The organism is Micromonospora sp. NPDC023869 (genome assembly GCF_055559695.1).
In genome coordinates this window covers 310,330-335,436 of the sequence record NZ_JBVHKD010000006.1, presented here as the reverse complement: position 1 = coordinate 335,436, position 25,107 = coordinate 310,330, and the positions used below count along the sequence as shown (strand labels likewise).

General features: G+C 69.2%; 22 protein-coding genes. 8 read left to right on the top strand and 14 right to left on the bottom strand.

What is annotated here, in order from left to right; all coding sequences use genetic code 11:
* Positions 1-21 precede the first annotated feature (21 nt).
* From ACZ31C_RS19380 to ACZ31C_RS19330, 11 genes are read right to left on the bottom strand one after another with little or no spacing between them, the layout of a single operon-like run.
* The gene (locus ACZ31C_RS19380) at positions 22-666 is read right to left on the bottom strand and encodes a helix-turn-helix domain-containing protein (RefSeq protein WP_465796472.1); all 645 of its coding nucleotides are present in this window, start codon (positions 664-666) and stop codon (positions 22-24) included.
* Positions 667-717: 51 nt separating this feature from the next.
* Positions 718-1,341 carry a GNAT family N-acetyltransferase gene (locus ACZ31C_RS19375; protein ID WP_465796471.1) on the bottom strand — a complete coding sequence of 208 codons (624 nt, stop codon included), beginning with the start codon at positions 1,339-1,341 and terminating at the stop codon, positions 718-720.
* Positions 1,338-2,918: an ABC transporter ATP-binding protein gene (locus tag ACZ31C_RS19370; protein ID WP_465796470.1), complete on the bottom strand. Its 1,581-nt coding sequence runs from the start codon at positions 2,916-2,918 to the stop codon at positions 1,338-1,340. Before ACZ31C_RS19370 ends, ACZ31C_RS19375 begins: the two co-directional genes overlap by 4 nt.
* Entirely contained in the window at positions 2,915-3,748 is an 834-nt protein-coding gene (locus tag ACZ31C_RS19365; protein ID WP_465796469.1) for an ABC transporter permease subunit, read from the bottom strand. Before ACZ31C_RS19365 ends, ACZ31C_RS19370 begins: the two co-directional genes overlap by 4 nt.
* Positions 3,745-4,689, bottom strand: a complete 945-nt coding sequence (locus ACZ31C_RS19360; protein WP_465796468.1) for an ABC transporter permease — start codon at positions 4,687-4,689, stop codon at positions 3,745-3,747. The genes ACZ31C_RS19365 and ACZ31C_RS19360 overlap by 4 nt, the downstream gene beginning before the upstream one ends.
* Positions 4,686-6,233: an ABC transporter substrate-binding protein gene (locus tag ACZ31C_RS19355; RefSeq protein WP_465796467.1), complete on the bottom strand. Its 1,548-nt coding sequence runs from the start codon at positions 6,231-6,233 to the stop codon at positions 4,686-4,688. Before ACZ31C_RS19355 ends, ACZ31C_RS19360 begins: the two co-directional genes overlap by 4 nt.
* Before the next feature lie 29 nt (positions 6,234-6,262).
* Positions 6,263-7,567 (bottom strand): MFS transporter, encoded by a 1,305-nt coding sequence (locus ACZ31C_RS19350; RefSeq protein WP_465796466.1) that lies wholly within the window; start codon positions 7,565-7,567, stop codon positions 6,263-6,265.
* Positions 7,564-8,592, bottom strand: a complete 1,029-nt coding sequence (locus ACZ31C_RS19345; RefSeq protein WP_465796465.1) for a dipeptide epimerase — start codon at positions 8,590-8,592, stop codon at positions 7,564-7,566. The genes ACZ31C_RS19350 and ACZ31C_RS19345 overlap by 4 nt, the downstream gene beginning before the upstream one ends.
* Positions 8,589-9,644 carry a PLP-dependent cysteine synthase family protein gene (locus ACZ31C_RS19340; protein WP_465796464.1) on the bottom strand — a complete coding sequence of 352 codons (1,056 nt, stop codon included), beginning with the start codon at positions 9,642-9,644 and terminating at the stop codon, positions 8,589-8,591. Before ACZ31C_RS19340 ends, ACZ31C_RS19345 begins: the two co-directional genes overlap by 4 nt.
* Positions 9,641-10,468: a Rossmann-like domain-containing protein gene (locus tag ACZ31C_RS19335; protein WP_465796463.1), complete on the bottom strand. Its 828-nt coding sequence runs from the start codon at positions 10,466-10,468 to the stop codon at positions 9,641-9,643. Before ACZ31C_RS19335 ends, ACZ31C_RS19340 begins: the two co-directional genes overlap by 4 nt.
* Complete coding sequence (locus ACZ31C_RS19330) at positions 10,465-11,763, bottom strand: ATP-grasp domain-containing protein (protein ID WP_465796462.1); 1,299 nt, start codon at positions 11,761-11,763, stop codon at positions 10,465-10,467. Before ACZ31C_RS19330 ends, ACZ31C_RS19335 begins: the two co-directional genes overlap by 4 nt.
* A 1,459-nt stretch (positions 11,764-13,222) precedes the next feature.
* Between ACZ31C_RS19330 and ACZ31C_RS19325 the strand changes: the two genes are divergently transcribed.
* The 4 genes from ACZ31C_RS19325 to ACZ31C_RS19310 all read left to right on the top strand — a co-directional run bounded on the left by ACZ31C_RS19325 (position 13,223) and on the right by ACZ31C_RS19310 (position 17,189).
* A complete protein-coding gene (locus ACZ31C_RS19325; protein WP_465796461.1) occupies positions 13,223-13,933 on the top strand; it encodes a TauD/TfdA family dioxygenase in 711 nt (236 codons plus the stop codon).
* On the top strand, positions 13,930-14,847 hold the full coding sequence (locus ACZ31C_RS19320; protein WP_465796460.1) for a hypothetical protein: 918 nt from the start codon (positions 13,930-13,932) through the stop codon (positions 14,845-14,847). The genes ACZ31C_RS19325 and ACZ31C_RS19320 overlap by 4 nt, the downstream gene beginning before the upstream one ends.
* 81 nt (positions 14,848-14,928) lie before the next feature.
* Positions 14,929-16,097, top strand: a protein-coding gene (locus tag ACZ31C_RS19315) for an IS3 family transposase (RefSeq protein WP_465796459.1) whose coding sequence is annotated in 2 segments (ribosomal slippage) — positions 14,929-15,213 and positions 15,216-16,097 — 1,167 coding nt in all. Because the reading frame shifts where the segments join, the coding sequence is not laid out codon by codon here.
* Positions 16,098-16,736: 639 nt separating this feature from the next.
* A complete protein-coding gene (locus ACZ31C_RS19310; RefSeq protein WP_465796458.1) occupies positions 16,737-17,189 on the top strand; it encodes a hypothetical protein in 453 nt (150 codons plus the stop codon).
* A gap of 227 nt (positions 17,190-17,416) precedes the next feature.
* Here the strand turns inward: ACZ31C_RS19310 and ACZ31C_RS19305 are convergent, their stop codons facing one another.
* Positions 17,417-18,367, bottom strand: a complete 951-nt coding sequence (locus ACZ31C_RS19305; protein ID WP_465796457.1) for a hypothetical protein — start codon at positions 18,365-18,367, stop codon at positions 17,417-17,419.
* A gap of 461 nt (positions 18,368-18,828) precedes the next feature.
* Here ACZ31C_RS19305 and ACZ31C_RS19300 point away from each other — a divergent pair, with 461 nt between their 5' ends.
* From ACZ31C_RS19300 to ACZ31C_RS19290, 3 genes are all read left to right on the top strand, one after another.
* Entirely contained in the window at positions 18,829-19,974 is a 1,146-nt protein-coding gene (locus ACZ31C_RS19300; RefSeq protein WP_465796544.1) for a helix-turn-helix domain-containing protein, read from the top strand.
* Between the two features lie 187 nt (positions 19,975-20,161).
* Positions 20,162-20,320 (top strand): hypothetical protein, encoded by a 159-nt coding sequence (locus ACZ31C_RS19295; protein WP_254876825.1) that lies wholly within the window; start codon positions 20,162-20,164, stop codon positions 20,318-20,320.
* The gene (locus tag ACZ31C_RS19290) at positions 20,310-21,500 is read left to right on the top strand and encodes a helix-turn-helix domain-containing protein (RefSeq protein WP_465796456.1); all 1,191 of its coding nucleotides are present in this window, start codon (positions 20,310-20,312) and stop codon (positions 21,498-21,500) included. Before ACZ31C_RS19295 ends, ACZ31C_RS19290 begins: the two co-directional genes overlap by 11 nt.
* 469 nt (positions 21,501-21,969) lie before the next feature.
* Here ACZ31C_RS19290 and ACZ31C_RS19285 read toward each other — a convergent pair whose 3' ends face one another.
* A complete protein-coding gene (locus ACZ31C_RS19285) occupies positions 21,970-22,431 on the bottom strand; it encodes a GNAT family N-acetyltransferase (protein WP_465796455.1) in 462 nt (153 codons plus the stop codon).
* A 308-nt stretch (positions 22,432-22,739) separates the two neighbouring features.
* Here ACZ31C_RS19285 and ACZ31C_RS19280 point away from each other — a divergent pair, with 308 nt between their 5' ends.
* The gene (locus ACZ31C_RS19280) at positions 22,740-24,131 is read left to right on the top strand and encodes an RICIN domain-containing protein (protein ID WP_465796454.1); all 1,392 of its coding nucleotides are present in this window, start codon (positions 22,740-22,742) and stop codon (positions 24,129-24,131) included.
* An 85-nt stretch (positions 24,132-24,216) separates the two neighbouring features.
* On the opposite strand, the gene ACZ31C_RS19275 is transcribed toward ACZ31C_RS19280, so the two are convergent.
* Positions 24,217-24,987 carry a FadR/GntR family transcriptional regulator gene (locus ACZ31C_RS19275; protein ID WP_465796453.1) on the bottom strand — a complete coding sequence of 257 codons (771 nt, stop codon included), beginning with the start codon at positions 24,985-24,987 and terminating at the stop codon, positions 24,217-24,219.
* Positions 24,988-25,107 lie beyond the last annotated feature (120 nt).

Here is a 25,107-nt window from a genome sequence, read left to right as displayed (position 1 = left end):
GTGAACAAGCCGGGGTCGCCGTCAGAACAGTCGGGGCGTGACGACCGAGACCACGGTGGTCACCGCGTCGGTGTCGTTGTACATCGCGTGCGGCACCGTGGAGCGCAGGTGCACGCTGTCGCCCGGATGCAGCCGGTGCTCGACGCCGTTGACCTCGTAGAGCAGCTCGCCGGAGATGACGTAGGCGAACTCCTCGCCCGCGTGGCCGTACGCGTTCTCCCGCCGGCCGCCGGGGGCGATGTGCACCAGCATCGGTTCGAGCAGCAGGTCCGGCCCGCGCTCGGAGAGCATCCGATAGGTCTGCTGGCCGGAGACGTACTGCGTGGCGGTGGTCTCCGCCCTGGTCAGCGAGAAGTGGTGGGGCAGTGTGGTGACGGTGCCCCCGACCGGCGCGGTGCTGGCGTCGAAGAAGTCACCCACCGTCCGGTCCAGCGCCTTGGCCACGCTGCCGAGCGCGGTCAGCCCGATCGACGAGATGCCGCGCTCGACCTGGGACAGGAAGCCGATCGACAGCCCGGAGCGGGACGCGAGGCCGCGCAGGGTCAGCCCGCGTTCCTTGCGGTACTGGCGGATCCGGGCTCCGACCAGGTCGGCCGGGGTGTGGCCGTTGCTCCCGTGGTCGGGGCGGGCCTGCTCCGGGACCGGATGACTGCCGGTGGACCGCATGGGGACCTCCTGTCGCGCTGGCCGGAACCCGTCCGACACCCGTGTTCGATGCTATCGAACGGAGGTGGCCCTTGGGGAAGCCCCCGACCGTGCCGAATCGGCGGCGATCTGGTCCCCGTGCACCGGTCTGCGGCCGGGGAGCAGGATCTCGAAGTGGACGGTGGGGGAGGCATGGGGATCACCGTCGCGCGGATCGTGCACCAGGTCGGCCACCCCACGCCAGAACGCCTCCGCGCCGGGCACCCGGGTGTCGGTGTGCAGATAGACCACCCGGTAGTCGGGTTGTCCGGCGGCGAACGCTACGGCACGCCGCACGAGGGCCCGGGCGAGCCCGTTGCGCCGGTGCTCGGGACGCACGTACACCCGGAAGAGCTGCGCCGTGCTCGCCGCCGGGTAGCGCTCCGCCAGCCAGCGCGGATGCGGCGGGCTGTTCGGCGCGGCGGCGCGGACGGCGGTGGTGGCGACCACCTCGTCGCCCTTGGTGGCGACGAACAGGGCGTGCTGCTCCGGGCGTAGGTAGGTGTCGGCCAGGTCGATGACGTCGGCGTGCCAGCGCGGCTGGTAGCCGTACCCGAAGACCTGGTAGAAGGTGTCGAGCATGACGCTGCGGGCACCGTCGAGGTGCTGCGGCCCTGCGGTGCGGATGTCGTACGGTCCGGTCGTCTCGTCGGTCATGTCCTGCTCATCTCCTCGGTGTCGGGTGTGGTTGCGGGTAGCGCGATCGTCGGATCCAGTAGCGCGCGGGTCAGCGGCGACCGGGCACCGGCGGGCAACTCGGCAACCGGCCCGTGCTCGACGACCCGACCGTGGTCGAGCACGACCACCCGGTCGGCGAGCCGGACGACGACCTCCGGGTCGTGCGTGATGACCAGCAACGCCAGGCGGTGCGCCTGTCGCAGCTCGTCCAGCAGGGTGAGGATCCGGTCCCGGTTGACGCCGTCCAGCCCGGAGGTGATCTCGTCGCAGACGAGCAGGCGCGGCCGGGTCAGCAGGGCCCGCACCAGGGCGGCGCGTTGCAGTTCGCCCCCGGAGAGCCGGTCCGGCCGACGGGTGACCAGGTCACGGTCGAGGCCGACCTGATCGAGCAGCGCACGCGCCTTCGGCAGCACGTCGGCGGGTCCCTGCCTCCCCAGCCGTACGGCGGGCCGCGTCACCTGCGCCAGCACCGGCGCGTACGGGTGGAAGCTGGCCCGGGGGTCCTGGAAGACGTACTGCACGGCGGCGAGGTCGGCCGGGTCCCGTCGGTCCAGGGAGGCGGCCAGCCGGCGGCCGTCGAGGGTGACGGTGCCGGTGTCCGGCTGGTGCAGCCCGGCCAGACAGCGGGCGAGGGTGGTCTTCCCGCTGCCGGAGCAACCGATCAGCGCGAGGCACTGCGCGTCGCCCAGCGTCACGTCGACGCCGTGCAGGACGGTGGCGCCCCGGTGCGCGGCGGTCAGGCCCTCGGCCCGCAGCAACGCGGTGGTGGTCAGTTCCTCGGCCCGCAGCAGCGCCTCGACCGGTGGGGACCCGGCGACGGGACGGGTTGCCGGAGCGGATCGGGTGGGCTCCGCGATGACCGTGTGCGACGGACCAGCGGCGACGACCACGCCCCGGTCCAGGACGATCGCGTCGTCGGCGATCGCGCGGACCAAGTGCAGGTCGTGGCTGAGCAGGACGACGGTGACCCCGGTGGCGGCCAGGCGGTGCAGTTCGGCGGCCACCTCGCGGCGGTGTAGGCCGTCCTGCCCGGTGGTCGGCTCGTCGGCGACCAGGACGCGGGCCCCGGCCAGCAGGGCGTGCCCGATCACCAGCCGTTGCTGCTGTCCGCCGGAGAGCTGGTGCGGATAGCGCCGCAGCGTGTCGGCGTCGGCGGGCAGCCCCACCCGGGTCAGCACCGCCCGGACCGCCTCCCGGGCGGCCGCGCGGCGGGCCCGGCGACCGAAGACCGGACTGTGCCGACGGGCGATCTCGTGCAGCACGGGGCCGATGCGGCGTACCGGGGTGAGCGCGGCCGAGGGCTGCTGCGGGACGTACCCGACGAGCCCACCGGGTGCCGGTGTTCCGGGGCCGACCACCCGACCGTCGATCTCGACCCGGCCGGTGAGGCGTACGCCGGGACCGACCTCGCCGAGCAGGGCCCGCCCGAGGGTGGACTTGCCGCTGCCGGACGGACCGACGACGGCGAGCACCCCACCGGCCGGCACCGTGAACGACACCTCCCGCAGCAGCCGGTGTCCGTCGGCGACGGCACCCAGCCCGTCGACCCGGATCATCGGACCTCCTCCCGGACACGCGCGCCGTCCGGCTCCGCCACCGGCTCCCGGCCGGTCAACAACGCGTCGGTGACCAGGTTGACGCCGACGGCGAGCGCGACGAGCAGCGCGGCGGGTACGACGACCGCCCACGGTTGCAGGAAGATCCCGCCCCGGTTGCGGTCGACCATGACCGCCCAGTCGGCGGCGTCCGGGGCGACCCCGATGCCGAGGAAGCTGGCCGTCGCGACGAGATAGACCGCGCCGATGAACCGCACCCCGCCGTCGGCGAGCAGTAACCGGCGGATGCCCCGCGCGACGTAGCCCACCGCCCGCCGCCACCAGGTCTCCCGGTAGAGCCGCATCGCCTCCATCACGGTGCCGTGGGCCAGCGGCAACGCGGCGGCGCGGGTGATCCGCGCGACCTCCGGCAGGGTGACGATCGCGACGATCACCACCAGGGTCAGCGGCCCGCGTGGCGCGGTGGCGGCCAGCAGGATGAGCAGCAGCAACGACGGGATGGCGAGCAGCAGGTCCAGCGGGCGCATCAGCGCCTCGTCCAGTCGACGGTGCCGGGTGAGGGCGGCGACCAGGCCGAGCGGCACGCCCAGCAGATAGGCCAGGGCGGTGGCGGCGACCGCGACCGCGACGACGGACCACCCGCCGAGCAGCACCTGCGCGACCACGTCCCGGCCGACGAAGTCGGTGCCGAGCAGACCCGCGCCGTCGAACGGTCGGGTCCGCGCGTCGGACTCGGTGACCAGCACCGGTCCGGCGACCGCGAGCAGCAGCGGCACGGCCAGCAGCACGATCCCGACGACCGTCCGGGGTCTCCGCCGTCGGGCCGTCACCGGACACCGACCGTACGCGGGGCGAGCCGGAACGCCACCAGGTCCGCGACCAGGTTGACCAGCACGGTGGTGACCGCCACGACCACACAGAGCCCCTGGATGGTGGGTACGTCCCGGGCGGCGACCGCGTCGACCAGGGCGGTGCCCAGCCCGGGGATGACGAAGACCGCCTCGACCACGATGACGCCGCCGAGCAGCCAGTCGGTGGTGCGGGCGACCTGCTGCACGACCGGCGCGGCGGCGGTCGGCAGCGCGTGCGCCAGCCAGCGCCGCCGGGTGGAGAGACCGAGACGTCGGGCGTGCTGGACGTACTCCGCGCGCAGGGCGTCCACCATGCCGGCGCGGGTCAGCCGGCTGATCGAGCAGATCGGCCGGGCCAGCAGCACCAGCAGCGGCAGCACCAGCACCCCCGGCTGGGCGAGCAGGTCGGCGCCGACGGCGGTGGGCGGGAACCAGCCCAGCCGGACGCCGAAGACCGCCACCAACAGGATGGCCAGGGCGAACTCGGGTACCGCGTACAGTCCGACCGCGAGGGTGGTGAGTGTCCGGTCGAGCCGGCCTCCCTCGCGTCGGGCGGCGAGCATGCCGAGCCCGACGGCGAGCGGCACCAGCAGGACCAGCGTGGCGACCGCGAGCAGCAGGGTCGCGGCGGCCCCGCCGACGATCAGGTCCAGCACCGGCCGCTGCGAGATCAGCGAGGCACCGAGGTCGCCGTGCAGCAGCCCGACCAGCCAGTCCAGGAAGCGCCACCAGGCCGGCTGGTCGAGGTCGAGCTGCGCGCGGATCAGCGCGATCCGCTCCGGGTCGGGATGGTCACCGGCGATCACCACGGCCGCGTCCCCGGGCAGCGCCTCGGTGAGGACGAACACGACGGTGGTGATGCCGGCGACCTGCCCGACGCCGAGCAGCAGCCGCTGCACGGTGTAGCGGGTCAGACTCAAGCCAGCCACACCTTGTCGAAGCGGGCCCAGTCCAGGGTGTTCGCGGGCGCCTCGGCGGACACCCCGCGCACCTGGGGGCTGGTGGCCACCAGGAAGTCGGCGAACCCCCACACCAGCAGCCCGCCCTCGGCGTGCAGCATCCGCTGCATGTCCCCGTACGCGCGGCGGCGACCCGCCTCGTCGGGGGTGGAGACGGCGGTGCCGTAGAGCGCGTCGAACTCGGGCCGCGTCCAGCGGGTGGCGTTCGTGGTGGAGGTGGTCAGCAGCCGCTGCGAGATGTGCGTCTCGATCGGCATGGCGCCGCTGCGGAAGGTGGCCATCACGCCGCCGTCGAGCACGTCCCGCCAGTAGGTGTCCTTGTTGCGCTGCACCGGCTCGACGGTGAGCCCGACCTGACGGGCCTGGTCGGCGAAGACGCTGGCGGCCTCGACGAAACCGGCGGCGACCGGCGCGGTGTCCAGCGGGATGCGCAGCCCGCGCGCACCGGCCCGGTCCACCAGCGCGCGGGCCCGGTCGAGGTCGCGGGTGCGCTGCGGGATGTCGTCGGCGTAGTACTGGAAGCCCTTGCCGAACAGGTCGTTGCCGACCTGCCCGGTGCCGGAGAGCACCGTCTCGACGAGCTGCTCGCGGTCGGTGAGCAGGAACATCGCCTCGCGCAGGTCCCGGTTGTCGAACGGGGGACGGTCCACCTTCATCGTGAAGCCGAGCAGGTTGCTGTTCGGCATCCGGGTGATGGCGACCCGGTCGTTGCCGGTGTGCGTCCGCGCGGTGGTCGGGCTGACGTCGTGCGCGTAGTCGACCTGCCCGCCGAGGAGCGCGTTGATCCGGGCCGACTCCTCGTTGGCGATCACGTACTCCAGCTCGTCGAGGTGCGCGGCACCCTCCCAGTAATCCGGGTAGCGGGCCAGCAGCAGCGAGCGGCCGGGGGTAAAGCTGCTGACGGTGAACGGGCCGGAGCCGATCGGCCGGTCGAACGACTCGGTGCCCTCCGGCACGATGTACGCGCCGAACGCGGCGAGGACGTTGCCGAACTCGGCGAACGGCCGGTTCAGGGCGAACTCGACGGTGCGGTCGTCCACCGCCCGGCTGGCCCGCAGGTCGATCAGGGCGAGGCTGGCGCGGGCCCGGAACGCCCGGTCCGGGTCGACGATGCGGGCGTAGCTGGCCAGCACGTCGGCGGCGCGGACCGGCCGACCGTCGTGGAAGGTGGCCTCGCGCAACGCCACCCGCCAGCGGGTCAGGTCCGCGTTCGGTTCCCAGCTCAGCGCCAGCCGGGGCTGGATCGACACGTCGGGGCCGTAGTCGGCCAGCTTGTCGAAGATGGCCTTGGCTCGCGACGCCTCGTTGAACAGGTTCGCCAGGTGCGGGTCGAGCGTCTCGGTGGCACCGCCACCGGCGAACGCGACCCGCAACCGGCCGCCCCGCCTCGGGGTGTCACCGGCACCGGGGCCGCCGGTGGAGTCGCCGCCGCAGCCGGTGAGCAGGGCGGTGGCCAGGGCGGCCCCGCCGCCGAGCAGCGTACGGCGGGACAGGTGGATCGACATGGGGGTTCCTCTCGAAGGTGTTGCGGTGTTCAGGCCGCGCCGGGGCGGCGAGGGGTGACGGCGGGCATCCGCGCGTCGCCCGGGACGGTGTCCGGTGTGGTGTCGGCGGCCGGTCGGGGGCCGAGCAGGTTCCGGCGGTGCAGCACCCGCACCGCCGCGGCCGAGGCCAGTCCGAGGGCGGCGCAGAGCAGCCACGCCCCGGCCGGGACCCGCTCGGCCACGCCGCCTGACCCGGTCTGCATGAGCCCTCCGACGGCGGTGGTGGCGAGCGCCGCGACCACGCCCGAGGCGAGATAGAAGACGCCGAAGTAGGTGCCGGTCAGTCCGGTGCGGGCGAATCCGGGCAGCAGTTCCAGCACGAACGGCTGCGCCACCATCACCCCCACCGCCAGCGCCAGCGTGGTGACGAGCACCGGCAGGACGCGTACCGCCGGGGGACCGCCCAGCGGCAGCAGCGGCACCAGGAAGCCGGCGCCGGTCACCGCCATCCCGGCGGCGATCGCGGTGCCCCGCTCGACGCGGCGACGCAGCCGCGCGGTGATGCGGACCTGCCCCGCCACGGTGACCACGGTGGAGACGACGAAGAGTGCGGCGACCGCCAGCGGCGTGCCGGTGACCGCCTCCGCCTGCACCGGCAGCACCAGATAGAGCTGGGTCTGCAACGCAAAGAGCGCGCTCAACGCCACCGTGAACGCCAGGAACCGGCCGTCGGTCAGCGACTCCCGCCAGTCCCGGCCGACGCTCTGCCCGCTGGCCGTCACCGGCTGGGCCGGCAGCACCAGCGCCTGCGCCACGGTCAACGCGGCGAACACCAGCGCGGCCCCGGTCGCCGCCGCCCGGAAGTCCACCAGCAGCAGCGCGCTGCCGACCAGCGGCCCGATCAACGCCCCCGCGCTGGCGAACACGTTGAACAGGGCGAACGCCTCGGCCCGCCGGTCCGGGGCGGCCTGGGCCAGATAGGCGCGGACGGCCGGGTTGAACAGGGCACCGGCCAGACCGGTCAGCACCGAGGCGACCAGCAGCGCCGCCAGCGACCCGCCGACCGCGAACACCGCGAAGCCGACCGCCCGCAGCCCGCACCCGGCGATGATCACCCCGCGCGCGCCGAGCCGGTCCGCCGCCGAACCACCGAGCAGGAACAGTCCCTGTTGGCTCAGGTTGCGCACCCCGAGGACCAGGCCGACCAGGGCGGCCGAGAGCCCGATCTGGTCGGTGAGATAGCCGGCCAGGAAGGGCAGCAGCATGTAGAAGCCGACGTTGACGCCGAGCTGGTTGACCACCAGCAGCCGGATCGGCACCGGGAAGCCGCGCCACGACGCCCAGGTGGCCCTCACCGGGGTGCCTCCGCCGCCGGTGCCACGCCGAGCCCGGCCGCCCCCGACAGGCGCAGCACACCGTCCCGGCCACCGAGGCCGGTCCACGGGTCGTCGGCGAGCAGCAGGTGGCCGTCCAGGTCCACCCAGCGGGCCAGACCGGCCAGGTGCACCGCCGGGGCGATGCCGAGCGAGCTGGCCACCAGGCAGCCGAGCATCACGTCCAGGTCCCGTTGCCGGGCCGCCTCGATCATGTCCCCGGCGGCGGTGATGCCGCCGCACCGGGCCAGCTTCACGTTCACCCCGGCGACCGCGCCCGCCAGCCGGTCCAGGTCGGCCGGACCGGCGGCGTCCTCGTCGGCGACGACGGGCGTGCCGCTGCGGGCACCCACCCAGGCCAGCAGGTCGGGGCGACCCGGCGGGATGGGCTGTTCCACCGCGTCCAGCCGGTGCGGCGCGAGCGCGTCGAGCTGTCGTACGGCCTGCTCGGCGGACCAGCCGCCGTTGGGGTCGAGCAGCAGCCGGGCGTCCGGCGCGGCGGCGCGGACCGCCGCCACCCGGGCCAGGTCGTCCGCGTCGCCGGCCTTCACCTTGAGCACCGAGAACCCGGCGGCGACCAGGCGTCGGGCGGTCGCCGCCGCCTCCGGCACCGGCACCAGCCCGATGGTGTACGCGGTCGCCACCGGCGTCGGCTGCGGCGCCCCCACCAGCCGGTGCACGGGTACGCCCCGGGCGTGCCCGAGCAGGTCGTGCACGGCCGCGTCGAGCGCCCCGCGCACCCCCGGCGGCCCCGGATACGAGCCCAGGTCGGCCCGGAGCGTCTCCGGGTCCGGGCAGCCGGCCACCCGCTCCGCCCACCCGGCGCAGCACGCCTCGATCGCCGCCCGGTCGAGTCCGAGATAGTGGCTGGTGACGACCTCGCCGTGCCCGGTGACACCGTCGTGTGTGACGGTGAGGCGCACCGCCCCCCGACGGACCATCACCGACCGGGAGATGCGCAGCGGCTCCCGCAGCACCAGCGGGTACGCCTGCCAGGTCAGCCTCATGCCGGCACCCGCCCCCGGCCGGGCACCGGATCGGTCACCGTCCGGCACCGGCTCCACCGGGTGACCTCCACCGCGCCGGGGTGCGGGATCTCCACCGGGTACCCGTGTCCGGAGTCGAGCAGCCCGTTCCGAGCACACCAGCCGTCGTCGAAGATGCTGTCGAGATAGCGGTGCGGGCCGTCCGGGAAGACCGTCACCACCCGGGCGTCCGGCCGGGTCCGGGCGGCCCAGGCGGCGACCCGGGCCACCGCCCCGGTGCTCCACCCCCCGGTGACGAAGCCGGTCCGCGCCAACCGCCGGCAGGTGTCCACCGCCTCCGCCGGACCGACCCAGTGCACCTCGTCGAAGGCCGGATAGTCCACGTTGTCCGGATGGATGCTGCTGCCCAGGCCGCGCATCAGCCGGGGACGGGCCGGCTGACCGAAGATCCTCGACCCGACCGTGTCCACGCCGATCAGCCGCAGGTCGGGCCAGGACCGCCGCAACGCCCGCGCCAGCCCGGCGCTGTGCCCACCGGTGCCCACACTGCACACCAGCACGTCCACCGCGTCGACCTGGGTGGCGATCTCGTCACCGAGGCTCGCGTACCCGGCCACGTTGTCGGGGTTGTGGTATTGATCCGGCCAGTACGCCCCCGGCAGCGCCGCCAGCAGTTCGGTCAACCGGTCCCGCCGGGCCTGCTGCCACCCGCCGGTCGGATGCGGCCGGTCGACCACCTCCAACCGGGCCCCGTACGCGCGCAGCAGCGCCCGCATCGACGGCTCCAACTCGCGGTCCACCACCAGCACCACCGGGTGCCCGAAGGCGTGCCCGGCGAAGGCCAGTCCGATCCCCAGCGTGCCGCTCGTCGACTCCACCACCGGCGCGCCGTCACGCAACTCGCCCCGACGCCGCGCACCGGCCAGCATGGTGACCGCCGCGCGGGCCTTCATGCCACCCGGCGCGGCACACTCGACCTTCGCCCAGAAGCCGCCGTGCGGGTGCGGCAGCGGCGCGTCGACGTACACCAGCGGGGTGTGTCCGACCAGGTTCAACAGTTGCGGCGCGTTCATCCGGACACCCCGTAGCGGTAGAGGGTCGTCGGCCCGCCGTCGAGCCAGAAGAACGGGTACGGCTCGGCCGACACGGCGGTCAGCCCGGCACCCAGGAACCACGGCAGCACCGCGCTGCCGGTCTGCGCGAACGCCACGAACGGTTTCCGCTCGGCGGCGGCGTGCGCCAGCAGCGGCGCGAACGTGTCGTTGCCGAGGGTCATGCCGGAGGCCAGGATCGCGTCGCAGCGGTCCAGCACCGCCGTCGCGTCGGGCAGGTGCGGCTCGTCCCACTCGGTGCGGCCCCCGGCCAGGTCGCACGGCAGATACCGACGGCCGGTCGCCCGCAGCCGTTCCAACAGGGAGTTGACCACCCCGACGACCAGCACCGTGCGGCTGCTGGCGGGCAGCAGGTCCACCACCGCCTCGGCCCGCGCCCGCGACTTCGCCAGCGACCCGCCACCGGGCACGCTGACCGTCGCGTCCGCCGCCTCGGCGTGCGGACGCACCGACATCAGGTAGGCGTCCAGCGCGGCCACCCGCACCGGCAGCAGCGGGTGGGTGAGCAGCTCCGCCACGGACGCGCCGACACAGTCGTACGCGGTCTCGTCGGGCAGCGCACCCGGCTCGATCGCGCACGACCCGACCGCCGCGTCGACCCGCAGACTCAGCACGTGGTTGCGGTAGCCGTGCGCCCGCGAGGCGTGCCGCACACCCTGCCGGGTGACGAACCCAACGCTGACCGTGGCCCGCGCCGGATCGGCCCCGAGCCGTCCCGCGCGCACCGCCTCCACCAGCTCCGACATCGACCGGAACGCCGGACGGGCCGGCGAGGTGGCGGTCACGCCCCGACCCCGACCCGGGCGTCGGCACCGGCCGGAACGCTCTCGTCGAGGTACCCGACCCGGGCCTGCCCGGCGAGCCGGTCGGCGACCGTCCGCGCACCGGCACCGGCGGTGTCGACCACCATCACGTGCCCCAGGTAGTCGTTGTTGCTGCTGGCGTCCCCGGCCCGGTGACCGTCCGGCTTCACCGACCAGTCGACCACCCGAGGATCCGTCGACCAGGCCACGGTGCCGTCGATCCGCGCCACGGAACCGGGTCGCGGCGGCAGCACGAACGCGATCGCGGCACTGCGTACGCCGGTGTCGGCCGGGGTGAGGTCCGGGTGTTCGCCGAGCGCGAGCTGCGCGTACACCATCGGAAGATCCACGCCGGTGACCCGGCGCACCAGCTCGGTGATCTGGTTGCCGGCGGGCCGGGGGTTGACCTCCACCACGCGCGGCCCGGTAGGCGTCAGCCGCAGCTCGGTGTGCCCGACCGCGCGGTCCAACCCGACCGCCTCCAGGGCGGCCACCGCCACCTCGCCGATCCGCTCACGGGTCGCCGGGTCCAGCACCGCCGGGAACATGTGACCGGTCTCGACGAAGCCGGAGGCACCGCCGAGACTCTTGTCGGTGATCCCGACGACCGTGGTCACACCGTCGACGGTGACCGTCTCCACGCTCACCTCCGGGCCGGTCAGCAGCTCCTCCAGCAGCACCACCGGCACCCTCGGCTGCCGCCGGGCATTCACCGGGAACGCGGCGAGGGCGTCGAACGCGGCGCGCAGCTCGGCCGGGTCCGCCACCTGCCGCACGTACATGCCGGCGCACAGGTCCACCGGCTTCAGCACCAGCGGATACCCCAGCTCGCGCGCGGCCTGCGCGGTGGCCGCCCAGCCGTCCGCGAGCGCGAACCTGGGTTGCGGCACACCGGCGCGGGCCATCGCCGTGCGGGCCAGATCCTTGCGGTACGCCCGCCGCACCGCCACCGGGTCCGCACCGGGCAGCCCGAGGTGCGCGGCCACCTGCGCGACCGTGTCCAGGTAGTAGTCGCACGAGGTGAGTACGCCGTCGAAGCGCAACGCCGCGTGCAGCCGCCCGGCCTGCTCCAACAGCGCGGGTACGTCGTTGGTGTCGACGGTCAACACGTTCTGCGCGGCCAGCAGCGAATGTGTGCCGCCGGGCGGCGCACCGCGCAGGTAATGGTGCAGGTCCCGGGTCAGGAACGAGAACCGGTGCCCGGCCTCCAACACCGCTCGCGGCAGGAGGTGGCTCATCGCCCCGACCCAGCTCTCCACCAACAACACGTGCGCCATCGGCGCCTCCCCACTCGGCAACAGGCGATGGCAATGGTAACGGTTTTCATTTGCGGGAGGAAGGGGGGTGTGGCGTGGCGTGTCAGACGGACGGGGCGTAGAGCAGGTCGGCGTCGGCGTGGAAAGATTCGAGGAACCGGCGGGCTTCGTCGCTTGGACATGACTTGCCGCGTCGTCGGCGGACGGTTGCCAGGGTGACCGGCGTGGCCGGGAAGGTGGCGGTTTGTCGCTGGCAGCCGGCCGTGCCGGGTCGGCGCGACGTGGCGCAGGGAAGGGCAAGCCGGGGTCCGCGCGGCAGGTTACGGGTGGCGAACTGGTCGCGGCTACTGCGCCTCCGGTAGGGCGCAACGACTCCAGGATGGCCGGGGCTCGGTCGGCGGGTCGCGGTCCGGGGTGGCTTGAGGTCGCGGGCCGGGCGGGGGCCTGCTCCCCAGCAGGGGCGGGTCTGCCGTAGGCGGGTGGCATCAGGCGTCGGACGTTAGGTGTAGCCTGCGTCACCTAACGTGCCACTGTGGGCATCGGCTTTGTTGCGGGGGGTTAACCAGGCGATGAGTCCACTCAGAAGGAACGTCCGCCGCGGCAGGACCGAACGAATCTTGCGGCTTGGACCGGCTCGCCTTTATCTGGATGACGTGGAAGAAATATGGCGAGCAGTCAGCGATCTAGAGCCTTCCGAGAGCGACTCGCTAGGTCGCTGGGAGGGGAGCCTAGTTATTCGGGCAGGCGAGGCGGAAGCCGACAGCATTCAAGATCTAGCGAAAGCAAGCCGTCATGAACTTGACGACATATCGCTTATGAACTTCAAGTCGAGTCGGCCTGTGATCGTTCGCCTTGGACGTCATCACTCTTATGTCCGAGTGGACTCCTCTGACGTTGAGGGTGGCAGGATGGCCGAAGATATCCAGCGATTCGTCAACGATCGACGAAGCTATTTGAGTGGCTTCGTGGCTCGGCCTTCGTATACTTTCCTTGGCGGGGCTGGCGGGGCAGTAATCGCCACCTCCGCAATACTTGCGCGATCTCATTTGACTGCTGGCCTAATTGTGATTCTTGCACTGGGGTTCGTGGCGGTAACTGCCAATATCTTTGTGGGTTACATGCTGTCCCGTAGCCTCGGGTCGACCCGAGTCGTCGCACATAATAGTCATGACGGCCGTACATACAGTCGAGAAACAAGACGGAACTTGTTGGTGGCGCTCGTCGCTGGAGTGTTGGGTGCTGCGCTATCTGGAATCCTCGGATTCTGGGAGGGGCTGTTTATGCAATGAAAGAAACTATTGTAAGTTGAGATCTCGTGATCTAATTGTTGAAAATTGATAAAATAGCTAAGGTGCATAAATTGTAGGAAGAGGGGGTGGGGTGCTGCCGACAAGGACGTGTGCTTGGATCTCCACTTGGTGGTAAGGCGCGGTGCAAGAGTTGTTCTCTGCGCCCGCCTTCGAGTGGCGATCGATGAGTGATGCCGGTGTCAGCCCTGCACAAGTGGAGCAATGCCGTGGCGTTGGATTTGAAGAAGTTAAGGATGGAAGCCCGTAGGTGGGGCTGGGTGGCTGCTTCCGGGAGCTTTGAGTCCGTGCGACTCGGCGCTCAATTGCTTAATTGGCAAGAAGTGGCGACCCGGAAAGGTGAACCGACGGCAGTTGAGCTGCGTCCCGCGAGCCGAAGAGAGGCTCATCCGAATTCGCTTAGCGCCATTCATGGTATGGATGCTCAGCCTCTACATACGGACGGTTCGCACCTCAGGCGTCCGCCAGACGTGGTAATCCTGGCGGCTGAACGGCCTAATAAGACGCCGACCATGCTGTGGTGCCTTGAATCAAAGCACTGTAATCCCGAATATCCGTTAATCAGGCGGCCGGCGTGCGTAACCGAGGGGTTGTTCGTAGTTGGCGATGGCAAGGAGCACTTCCTTTCCTCTGCTTATTCGCACGGTAGAGGTTGGCGGTATGACCCGGGATGTATGACTCCTTCCGATCAGCGCTCCCGGGAGGTCGTCGACTTCATTGAAGACACGGCCAAAGCGAACGCGTATCGTCATGAATGGTCATCGGCAGACCGCTTGCTAATCATTGACAATCGCAGGACACTTCATGGTCGGGCTGCTGTTGAGCCCGGAGACGAGGCCAGAGTCTTACGTAGAGTCGCGTTCTGCATCGGGGAAGAGAAATGACTGCCTCAGATTACGATGAAGAAGCGCTGTGGTTGAAGGCGAAGCTCTTCCTTAACCATGCGATGGATGACGCCGAACCCCGGGCTTTCGATGAACGTGCGCTCTGGGCGTCTCTAGCGTTAGAGCTTCTTGCGAAGGCCGCCTTGGCTCGCGTTTCTCCGCTCCTAATCGCATCTCCAACTGAGGACGGTTCAAATCTCTTAATAGCAAGTGGTCTCGTGGAAGGGGAGGGTCGGTTTACATCGGTCAAAGCGCACACACTCTATAGTCGATGTCACAAGGCGTTCCGTCCTTTCAGTGAAAAAGATGCCCAGCAGATCACTTGGGCCAGGAATGCGTATCTTCATGGGGGTGCAGCCAGCTTTTCCCCCATTCCTCCCGCCGCTTGGTGGCCCCGGTACTGGGCGCAATCGGTGATCTTAGTGAACGCTCAGGACAAAACCTTAGAGGAACTGGTTGGACTCGACCGCGTCCCCATAGTTGAGGGCCATCTAGCGCAGAACAAGAAGAATCTAGAGCACCGGGTCGAGATGCTAATTGGGCGAGCTAAGCAGCGGCTAGCCCAGTTCAGAGCGGGTAACCTTCCGGCAAGGATTGCGAAAGAGTTCACGAACCCAACCGACCTGACCATAAGTCTTGGGCACAGTGCAAGTGAAGCTTGTCCAGCTTGTGGCTCAAGTGGCTGGTTGGAAGGCGACACAGTCGAGAGTAGCGAGATCCGGGCCGAGCGGCTATCCGAAGACGACTATGACGTATGGGTTGATCTTACCGTGATCTCCGATTACTTCAGTTGTGAGACTTGTCGGCTAGTTCTAAGTGGCACGGAGCTTATTGAAGCAGCGTGTCTCCCAACATACTTCTCAGGTCAAGGAGACTATAGCGACTATGTGCAGGAGGACTACGGCAACGATTGAGCCGGCCGATCACGGGTCTGCTGCACCGATAGGTGACATCTGAGATGGCTTGCCCTGACGGTGAGCTGGAAGGATGTTGCTGTGCCCAAGCCCTACCCCCGAGAGTTCCGTGATGACGTCGTGCGGGTGGCTCGTGACCGTGAGCCAGGCGTGACGGTCGAGCAGATCGCGAAGGACTTCGGTGTCCATCCGATGACGTTGTTCAAGTGGTTGCGTCAGGCCGATATCGACGCGGGGACCACGTCCGGCACGACCAGCGGTGAGTCAGCGGAGTTGCGGGAGGCTCGTAAGCGGATCAGGTTGTTGGAGCAGGAGAACGAGGTCCTGCGTCGGGCTGCGGCGTATCTGTCGCAGGCGCATCTGCCGGGAAAAGGTTCTACCCGCTCGTGAGCGAGCTGGCCGCTGACGGGATCGGCGTGGCGGTGACGTGCCGGGTGTTGAAGATCGCTCGTCAGCCCTACTACCGGTGGCTGGCCCGCCGTGTCACCGACGCTGACCTCGTGGCGGCGTATCGGGCCAACGCGTTGTTCGACGCCCACCGTGACGATCCGGAGTTCGGCTACCGGTTCCTGGCCGATGAGGCCCGCGCCGCTGGACAGCCGATGGTCGAGCGCACCGCCTGGAGAATCTGCTCCGGCATGGGCTGGTGGAGCGCGTTCAGCAAGCGCAAGCGTCGGGGCAAGGGCGGCAAGGTCGGACCACCGGTGCACGACGACCTGGTCCAGCGGGACTTCACCGCCGACGGCCCAAACCGTCTGTGGCTGGCCGACATCACCGAACACCACACCGTCGAGGGCAAGCTCTACCTCTGCGCGATCAAGGACGTGTGGTCCCACCGGATCGTCGGCTACTCCATCGACTCACGCATGAAATCGAGGCTGGCCGTCAACGCCCTGCACAACGCCGCCGCCCGCCGCGGTGACGTGGCCGGCTGCGTGCTGCACACCGACCGCGGCGCCCAATTTCGATCAAGGAGGTTCGTCCACGCCCTGCACCAACACCAGATGATCGGGTCGATGGGCAGAGTCGGCGCGGCCGGCGACAACGCCGCCATGGAGTCGTTCTTCGGCCTGCTCCAGAACAACGTCCTCGACCGCCGGACCTGGACCACCCGACAGCAACTCCGGACCGCGATCGTGACCTGGATCGAACGCACCTACCACCGCCGCCGACGACAGCGGTCGTTGTCCCGGTTGACCCCCGTCGAGTACGAGACGATCATGACCCCACCGGCCAGTCAGCCCGCGTGACTGAAACTGTCACCTATCGGTGCAGCAGACCCCACGACGTTTATGGAGCCCGGCTACCGGCCGGGGTGCGAGAACCTTCTATACGTCCATCGAGGCGGACCTGAACGGGCCGCACGCGCGCCGCCGCCACGGCGCGTGTCTGACGTTCCGACTTCGGCCACGCAACAAACCGGGGAGCTGGCGCGCAGAGCGGAAAGCCCGGGGCCGCCGCAGACGAATCGGGTGTGAAGTGGCGAAGGTCTGTCGCCGGCACCCCGGCCGAGCCACGCCCCGAGCGACGTGGCGCAGGGAAGGGAACGCCGAGTCCACCTGGCGGGTTACGGATGGCGAACGGGTCGCTGTTACTGCGCCCAAGTCGGGGGCGCAAACGACTCCAGGATGACGGGGCTACGTCGGCGTCTCGACGGTCGGGCGTCGTTGCGTAGGGCCATCCCGCTAGCCGACGACCCAGGCGATCCGAGCAGGCCTCTGCCCGACCCGCTAGCGTCCGACCTCGCGTCAAAGTCCCGCTTGACGTGGCGGACCGAGAGGCCGCCCGCTCCCCAGTGAGGCGGGTCGGCGAAAAGCGGGATGGCGACAAGGAAGCAGTATGCCGAGCGGTGCTTGTGCAGGGTGCCTGGGGTAGTCGACACTTCATCGGTGGTTCAAATCAGTTCGGCCATCATCGCGGCGTCAGTTGCGATCGTGGTTGCGTTCCTAACACCAACTGTGACCTCTCTGCGGGCGCGCCGCCAAGCTATTCATGACAAGTTTGACGCCGCTATCGCAGGGCTGCTGCTGGTTCAGACAGCCCGTCACAGTCCAACAGGTGTGGCTCAGCAGCCATCCGGTTATACAACTGACAAGCATCATGAACTGAATCTGAGAATTAGCGAGAAAGGATTTAATTACTACGTCGATACAACAGCGAGCGCCAAGGAGGCACTCGCTGCGATTGAGCGGTACGTGCCCGAGGTCCGCCAGTGGCTTCTCAGGAGTTGGGAACTACCCGAGGAAGAGGAGCCGCGATTCCGGGCGACGATCGAACGTCGGCGTGCCGCAGCGGTCAAGAGTGAGCGCCTCTTCCGCCCACGCCGCAGGTTGCAGCACTGAATAACAGCAGTATGGCGCAGTAGTCCCAAACTGAGTGACAATAGGCCGTGCGGCGCTGTATTTCTACGGACCCTGGTGGCCCATAGCACTCCTGGGTCTGCCGATGAAACACCTTGTCAAGGCTGGTTCCTTCGGATTGAAGAGTCGAGCTTCGTCGGTGAGGTGGTGGCTGGCGGGCCTGATATGCATAGAAGCACTGTCCTTGGGAAGAGAAGCGAGACTGTAAGCTACAGAGCTAGGCGGAAGTCCTCGATTTTCTGCCTGACAAGGCCCGAAGGCTCTTTATTGGTGGCGCACATGTCGAGCAGCAGCCGCACATCATCATCGTCTAATACGATAATCAACTTCCTGTCGTTCACCCACAGATCTCGCCTGACTTGCTCGGCGGAAGAATTCATTCCGCTTCTCGTAAGCAGCATGCCGAATAGCCCCAAGCCAGCGGCCGACAGGTAGTTCCCTACCTGAAGGATGCAGGACTTGTCAACCGGGTCGGCGTAATTTTTGGCGTCGATGACAACATAGTCCGCCTTGTACTGATTGCGCATAAACTTCCAGAATCCGTGGTCAGCATAGTTCGGAAGGATGAAATCTCTGCGATTCGCCTTGCTGGCGTTTGATAGTTCTATGATCGGATCTTCCAAGGGTGGACAGAAGGCCAAAGTTAGGATTCTTCCGCAGAGCTTCTGATATGCCAACCAGGCTGAACGGCCTCTGGGAGTGGCCTCTAGGTTCATGATAAGTTGGCCGACGGAAAGCGGGAGGATTTCTACCGCCTCCAAGTCCCCGCTAAAGGCGGCCTGGTCTCTAAACCAGTTTTGGTCCCAGATGTCGACGTCGAGATCAGTGAGGATATCTAGCAACTGATGAGTTACTGCATCAGGTATGGCGATCACGAGCCTGCTGCTGATTCCCGGTCGAACATTCCGTAGCGATTTACTCAATTCGACCAGGTAGTCGAAAGTTCCGCTGAACCTGGACCTCGTGCGCGGCGCTTCGCTAAGAGCGATGACTGAGTAGACCGTATCCAACTGTTCGAACATAATGTCGGGGATGTGTTTGGGCCGAGGCCCCCAAAAATGCAAGGGGTTGATGAGGCGCACATCTTGTCTTTTGCTGAGAACTCTTTCGACTAGACTTATGAGCTGTTCGCGACTTAGTTCGCGTTCCCTGAAACGCATGCCTGGCGCTCCCGTCGATCGTGGAGGTCTCTTTCGAGTCGTGTCGGGATAGCTGGGTTTTCCTCGGGCATCGGGAACCCACCTCCTGCAGTGATTTGCACAAGCACGTCGATCTTATTCCTTCTGTCACCACCCTCTGTCAGTCAGCGAGCCGAACGCGAGCGGTACGCGCAGGAGTCTAGGTAGGGACTGCACGGCGTACGTGATCGTGAGGAACGCGACGACGGTTGACGAATCCGATCCTGAGATGATGTTTGTGAGCAACGTTCCCGCTGGTGGTGGGGACTCGAAGGTCCGTTCAACCTTTGACGGCTTTCTTGATGATCAAGCAAGTGCGGGTGCTGTCGGTGCTGGTCGGTGTACCGTCCGGAGTGGCAGCCTGCCGGGGACGATCGGCAGGGGTTCTCGTATGACTGGGAGTGCCGCTGATGGCTCGTCGGCCGATACCTGTTGATCCCTCGATCGGTGATCGTATTCGTGCTCGTCGGGAGTTGCGTGGTTGGAGTGTGCGCTACGCGGCCAGTCGAGCGGGCATCTCTCACACCTCGTGGTCGCGGATTGAGCGTGGCCAGCAGCGCACCGACCGGTACATGGTGGTGGATCTGGCGGCGGCCCTCGAATGCTCGGTAGTGGACCTGACCGGGCAGGCGTACACACCGGCTGATCGGCAGCTCGACGCGGCGCGCATCGACGCGGAGCGGGTGTGGCGGATCATGATGGACACGCCGATGACCAAGCGTTCCGATGCGGTGGCGACGGTCGAGCAGGTACGCCGAGAGGCGGCGCTCGTGCGTGGCCTGTATGGGCGGTGTGACTACGCGGGCGCGTTGCGGCGGCTTGTCGACCTGGTGCCGGCGATGCACGGACTCACCGATCGGCGGGTGGCGTTGGCGGAGATGGTGCCGGTGTACGGCGTGGCGATGGGGTCGTTGCTGAACGTCAGCTACCCGGCGCATGCGTGGCTGGCGGCAGAGCGGTGCGCCGAGGCGGCCGAGTTGCTCGATGACCCGGTGGCGGCCGGGGTCGCGGCGGCGAACCGGGCGCGGGTGTCGGCCTACTCGGGGGCGTACGGTCCGGCGCGGGCGCTGTGTGACGTCGCGGCTGGCGATCTTTCGGGCAGCAGCGCTGATGGGGCGTTGGACGTGTTGGGATTCCTGCACCTGGCGCGGGCGCATCACCTCGCTGGGCTGCGGGATCAGGCGGGTGCGAAGGAGCATCTTGCCGAGGCGGGGCGGATCGCGGCGCACACCGGGGAGACCGACAGGTGGGACCTCGCCTGGGGACCACGGAACGTGGCGTTGTGGTTGATGGCGTACCTGCTGGACACGGGTCGTCCGGAGGCGGCGTTGCAGACGGCGGCGGGTGTGGAGTTGGCGGGCCTGCCTGCGGTGCGGCAGGTGTATTTCTGGCTCGACATGGGCCGTGCCGCTGAGGCTGTCGGTCGGGACCGGGATGCGGTGCGGATGCTGCTTGCTGCGGAGCGGGTCGGGTCGCAGCACGCCCGCTCGTCGGTGTCGGCGCGGGAGACGGCACGGTCGTTGCTGCGTAAGGGTGCGACCTCGCCGGAGTTGCGGGGGCTGTGCGAGCGGATGAGCCTGGCCGCGTAGTGGTGGTGCGTAAGCGTTCCAGCTAGCAAGTGTGCGTTCCGTAGCGTCCCGATTACAGCGCGGTCCGCATGTTCGTCCTTCTTCGATGTGCTGCGGTCGCGCCTCTGAACCGGCGCGGCGGTGGCCACATCTTCCCGAGTACCCACACCGCCGCGCCCTGTCCGATGAGGGGTCGTACGTGGGCGGCGTGGAACACGAACGAGGGCACAGCCGTGGCGAGCAGGCGGAAGCAGCGGAGCGGGAGGCCGCGAAGCAACGCATCCTGGCGCAGGCTGAGGCGGAGCGGATACCGGTCGAGGAGACGACCCGGGCGGTGCCGGATCGGCGGTGGCGTCGTGCCCGGTGACCCGGTTCCGATCGGGCGGCGGGTCGCCTACCTGCGGGCGCGGCGGAACCTGTCGCAGCAGACGTTCGCCGACCGCCTGGGCAAGTCGAAGAGTTGGGTGGACAAGGTCGAACGTGGTGTGCGGTCGTTGGAGCGCCTGTCGGTCATCCGGGACATCGCCACCGTGCTGCGGGTGGATGCGGCGACTCTGCTCGGTCGTGACGTCGAGCCTGCTGATGCGGTTGAGCGTCATGAGGGTGTCGCGCGGATCAGGGCGGCGATGTCGACGTACGAGATGGCCCTCGGTCGACCGTCGGCGCGCGGCGAGGTGATGCCGCCGGAGCGGGTGGCGCGGGAGGTCGCGCACGCGTGGACCACTTACCAGCACGCCCGATACCCGCACCTGATCGACCTGCTGCCGGGGCTGTTGACCACCGTGCATCGGACGTACGCCCAGGACCCGGAGGCGGGTCGGCCGTTGGTGGTGGAGGCGTACCGGGTCACCACGGCGCTGCTGGTCAAGCTGGACGAGCATCAGCTTGCCTGGCTGGCCGCCGACCGGGCCATGTCCGCCGCCACCGGCGACCGGCTGTTGTTGGCGTGCGCGTCGGTGCAACTCGGGCAGGTGCTCCGGACGTCGGCGCGGGCGCGCTCGGTGATGCTGGCCGCCGCCTACCAGATCGCCCCACCCGACCCCGACACCGGCGAACCGCCGGAGGTGTCGCTCTGCGGCAGCCTGCTCGTGCAGGCCGCCCTCATCGCCGCGACCTGCGGCAACGACCGCGCCGCCGCTGACCTGCTGGACGAAGCCGCCGAGATGGCCGCCCGGGTCGGCGAGGGACACGACCACCACCGCACGGCGTTCGGCCCGACCGCCGTCGAACTGGCCCGGGTCACCGCCGCCATCGAACTCGGCGACACCTCGGAGGCCGTCGCACGGCACGAGAAGGCGATCGGGCGCGACGAGTGGCGGTGGCTCCCCGTCGAGCATCGCGCCGCGCATCTCGTCGACGCGGCTCGCGCCTACCTGGACACCGACGACGTCACCAACGCGGCCCGAGTGCTGATCCAGGCCGATGCCACTGCGCCCGCCGAGATCCGGCACCGACCGGCGGTACGAGAGATGGTCGCCCACGTCGCCCGCGACCAGGACGCGTCGACGACGATCACCCAACTCGCCATCAGCCTCGGACTGGTCTGAACCGCTGCGGCCTAGCGACGAAGCCCGGTAGATCGTTGTCAACGCCGCTTGGTACGTTCCCGCAAGCTCATTCGGAGACGAAACATTCGCTGTACCAGAGCGTCAAAGCTTTGTTCCTTAGCTCTCCTGCTCGCCCGAAAACCGCTGTCTTAGTTCTCCAGCCGCAGCTTCTCACAGAGCACCGGTGCCCACGTGTGGCGGATCTCCATCCTGCCCGGCAGTTCGCGGGACTCCGCGAGTGCCTCAGGACGGCACGGGCTCGGCGACCTCGCTCGGACGCACGACTCGTGGCCGACGCGAGATCATGGACAGTTTCCGTTTCGCGCTAACGGAAACTGTCCATGATCTCGGCGACACCGCACACCGAGCGCCAAAAATGACATGTCCATGGCGCTCGACAACCACCCAGGCGACCCTGGCATAGGAGCGTCCCGGGCAACGGTTCGCACCGAGCCGACCGAAGGGTGGCTCAGGTCGCCGGTTCGCGGACGTACTCGGCGATCCGGAGGCCGGGGACGACCTCGCGCTCGCCGATCAGGCGGAAGTCGAGACGCTCGTAGAGCCGGCGGGCCGGGAGGTTCGCCGCGCCCGTGGCGACCACGGTCCGCCGGTCGCCGGCCGAGGCGAGGAGCGTCCGCACCAGGGCGGTGCCGGTGCCGCGACGGTGGGCCGTCGGGTCCACCACGAGCCGGTCGATGTCCAGCTCGGTAAGGCTCTCCGACCAGGCCACCGCGCCGACCAGCCGTCCGTCGTGGTGGGCGCCGAGCCACCGCAGCGGCGCGGCGCGCAGCGCGTCGAGCGTCTCGTGCAGGGGCGGGATGCGGTCGTCGCCGATGAGGGACGCCTCCACTGCGTACGCCGCGTGCTGGATCGACAGCAGCGTCCCGGCCAGGGTCTCGTCCGCGCCGGGGTTGATCTCCGTGATCCGCACCGCGCCATTCTGCTGCACCGCGCAGCGCGGCGCAGCCACTTTCGGGCCAGCCCTACATCTGTCGTTTGACGTATGACGTCTGCATCGTTAGATTTCGATGAGCGAGCGGTCCGGTCGTCCGGCGTCGACACCACGCCCCGACCTGGTGGACCGCTCCCTCGTGGGCTCGTGTCGCCGGATCGGGCGCCGCCGTCCGGGCATCCCCACGACACACCGACGTGCTGACGCCACCACCCGACGCCGGCACCCCCAGCCGGGCGCGTGCGGGCGGTCCCGCCCGCAGGCGACCCCGACCGAAGGAGTGGACCATGACAGTCATCGGCGAGGCCCGTCCCGCCTCCCCGCCGAGACGCGGTCGACGATCCGGACTGGCCGCCGCGCTCGCCGTGGTCATGACGGCCGGCACGGTCGTGGCGGTGAACGCCGCGCCCGCGTCCGCCGCGACGGTCGACACCACCGCGTGGTACGTCCTGGTGAACCGGACCAGCGGCAAGGCGCTGGACCTGTACGCCTTGGCCACCAACGACGGCGCGCGGATCAGTCAGTGGACGCGGAACAACGGCGCGAACCAGCAGTGGCAGTTCGTCGACTCCGGCGGCGGCTTCTATCGGCTCAAGTCCCGGCACTCCGGCAAGGTCCTCGACGTGCAGAACCAGTCCACCGCCGACGGTGCCCCGATCGTCGCCTGGTCGGACAACAACGGGGCCAACCAGCAGTTCCGGTTGGCCGACTCGGACGGCGGCCACGTCCGGCTGGTCAGCCGGCACAGCGGCAAGGTCGTCGAGGTCCAGGGCGCGTCGACCGCCGACGGGGCGAACATCGTCCAGTACGCCGACTGGAACGGCGGCAACCAGCAGTGGCAGCTCGTCCGCGTCGACGGGAGCAACCCCACCCCGCCGCCGACGGGCGGCACCGGATGCGGCCGTACGCCCACCCTGACCAGCGGCACGCACACGATCCAGAGCGGCGGCAAGAGCCGGTCGTTCATCCTGCGCGTACCCGCCAACTACCAGCCGAACAACCCGTACCGGCTGATCTTCGCCTTCCACTGGCGGGGCGGCACCATGCAGGAGATCTCCAACGGCGGCACCAGCGGGACCGCCTGGTCGTACTACGGCCAGCAGGAGCAGTCCAACAACAGCGCGATCCTGGTCGCGCCGCAGGGGCTCGGCAACGGCTGGGGCAACGCCGGTGGCGAGGACGTCACGTTCGTGGACGACATGATCCGGCGGATCGAGAGCGACCTCTGCGTCAACCCGAGGCAGCGCTTCGCCACCGGCTTCAGTTGGGGCGGCGGCATGAGCTACGCCCTGGCCTGCGCGCGGGCCGACGTGTTCCGGGCCGTCGCGGTGATCGCCGGTGCCCAGATCAGCGGCTGCTCCGGCGGCACCCAGCCGATCGCGTACTTCGGGCTGCACGGCATCACGGACAACGTGCTCAACATCGGTCAGGGGCGCGCGCTGCGCGACACGTTCGTCCGCAACAACGGGTGCGCGGCGCAGAACCCGCCCGAGCCCGGTGGCGGCAGCCGCACCCACATCACCACCGCGTACTCCGGCTGCCGGTCGGGCTACCCGGTGCAGTGGGCCGCCTTCGACAACGGGCACATGCCCGGCCCGGTGGACGGGACGTACGGCGAGAGCGGCATCACGACCTGGACCAAGGGTGAGATCTGGCGGTTCTTCGCGCAGTTCTCCTGACCTTCGCGGGACAGCGGGATCACCACGGCAGCCGTCACCGGTCGACGACCGGTGACGGCTGCCGGCGGCGAATGGAGGGGCGGTGTCAGCGTTGCAGTCGGGTCGGCTTGCCGGAGCCCTTGCGGCGGACCAGCCACGCCTCGGTGATGTGGGTGAACATCGCCTCGGCGGCACCGGCCGGGTCGCGGGCGGCGATCCGCTCGTAGATGCGGCGGTGTCCCCGATTGGACGCCACGCAGAGCGAGCGCTGGGTGCGGCCCATGTACCGCGCGGTGTTGGCGACCTGGCTCTCCAGCGAGCGGACCACCCCACGGGCGATCCGGTTGCCGGACGCCTGCATCACCGTGTCGTGGAAGGCCCGGTCGTGCTCGTGGTAGGCGGCAGTGTCGTCGACGAGTTCGTCCATCCGGTCGACCAGCGCCCGCAGGCGCTCGATGGTCTCGGCGTCGGCCTGCCGGGCGGCGACGTGCGCCATGTCCGATTCGAGCAGCCGTCGGGTGACCACCAGGTCGTCCAGGATGGCGAGGCTGTCGTCCTCGGCGATGGTGGCGGCGAGGACGAGTTCGTCGAGCATGTCCCAGTTCGAGGGCTCGGTGACCGTGGTGCCGGCACCCTGGCGTACCTGCACCAGGCCCTTCTCCTGGAGGACCTTCACCGCCTCCCGGACCACGGTCCGGCTGACCGAGAAGGTCTCGCAGAGCACGGGCTCGGGGGGCAGGGGAGACCCGGACGGGTGCATCCCGCGCACGATCCGCTGCACCAGCTCGGCGGTGACGGCGCGCGCGAGGTTCTGCGGCCGGCGGGTCCAGGCCGGGGCGGCCGTGGCATCCACGGTCGTCTCCTGCGATGGCGTCATGTCCCCTCCGATTTGCTTGCGTGGCACGACGTCCGGTGGTCAGTGTACGTCCGACCGTTGACGTCACACGTCATACGAGTTACGTTTTCGCACATTGTTGGCCTGCGGTGGAGCCGTCGG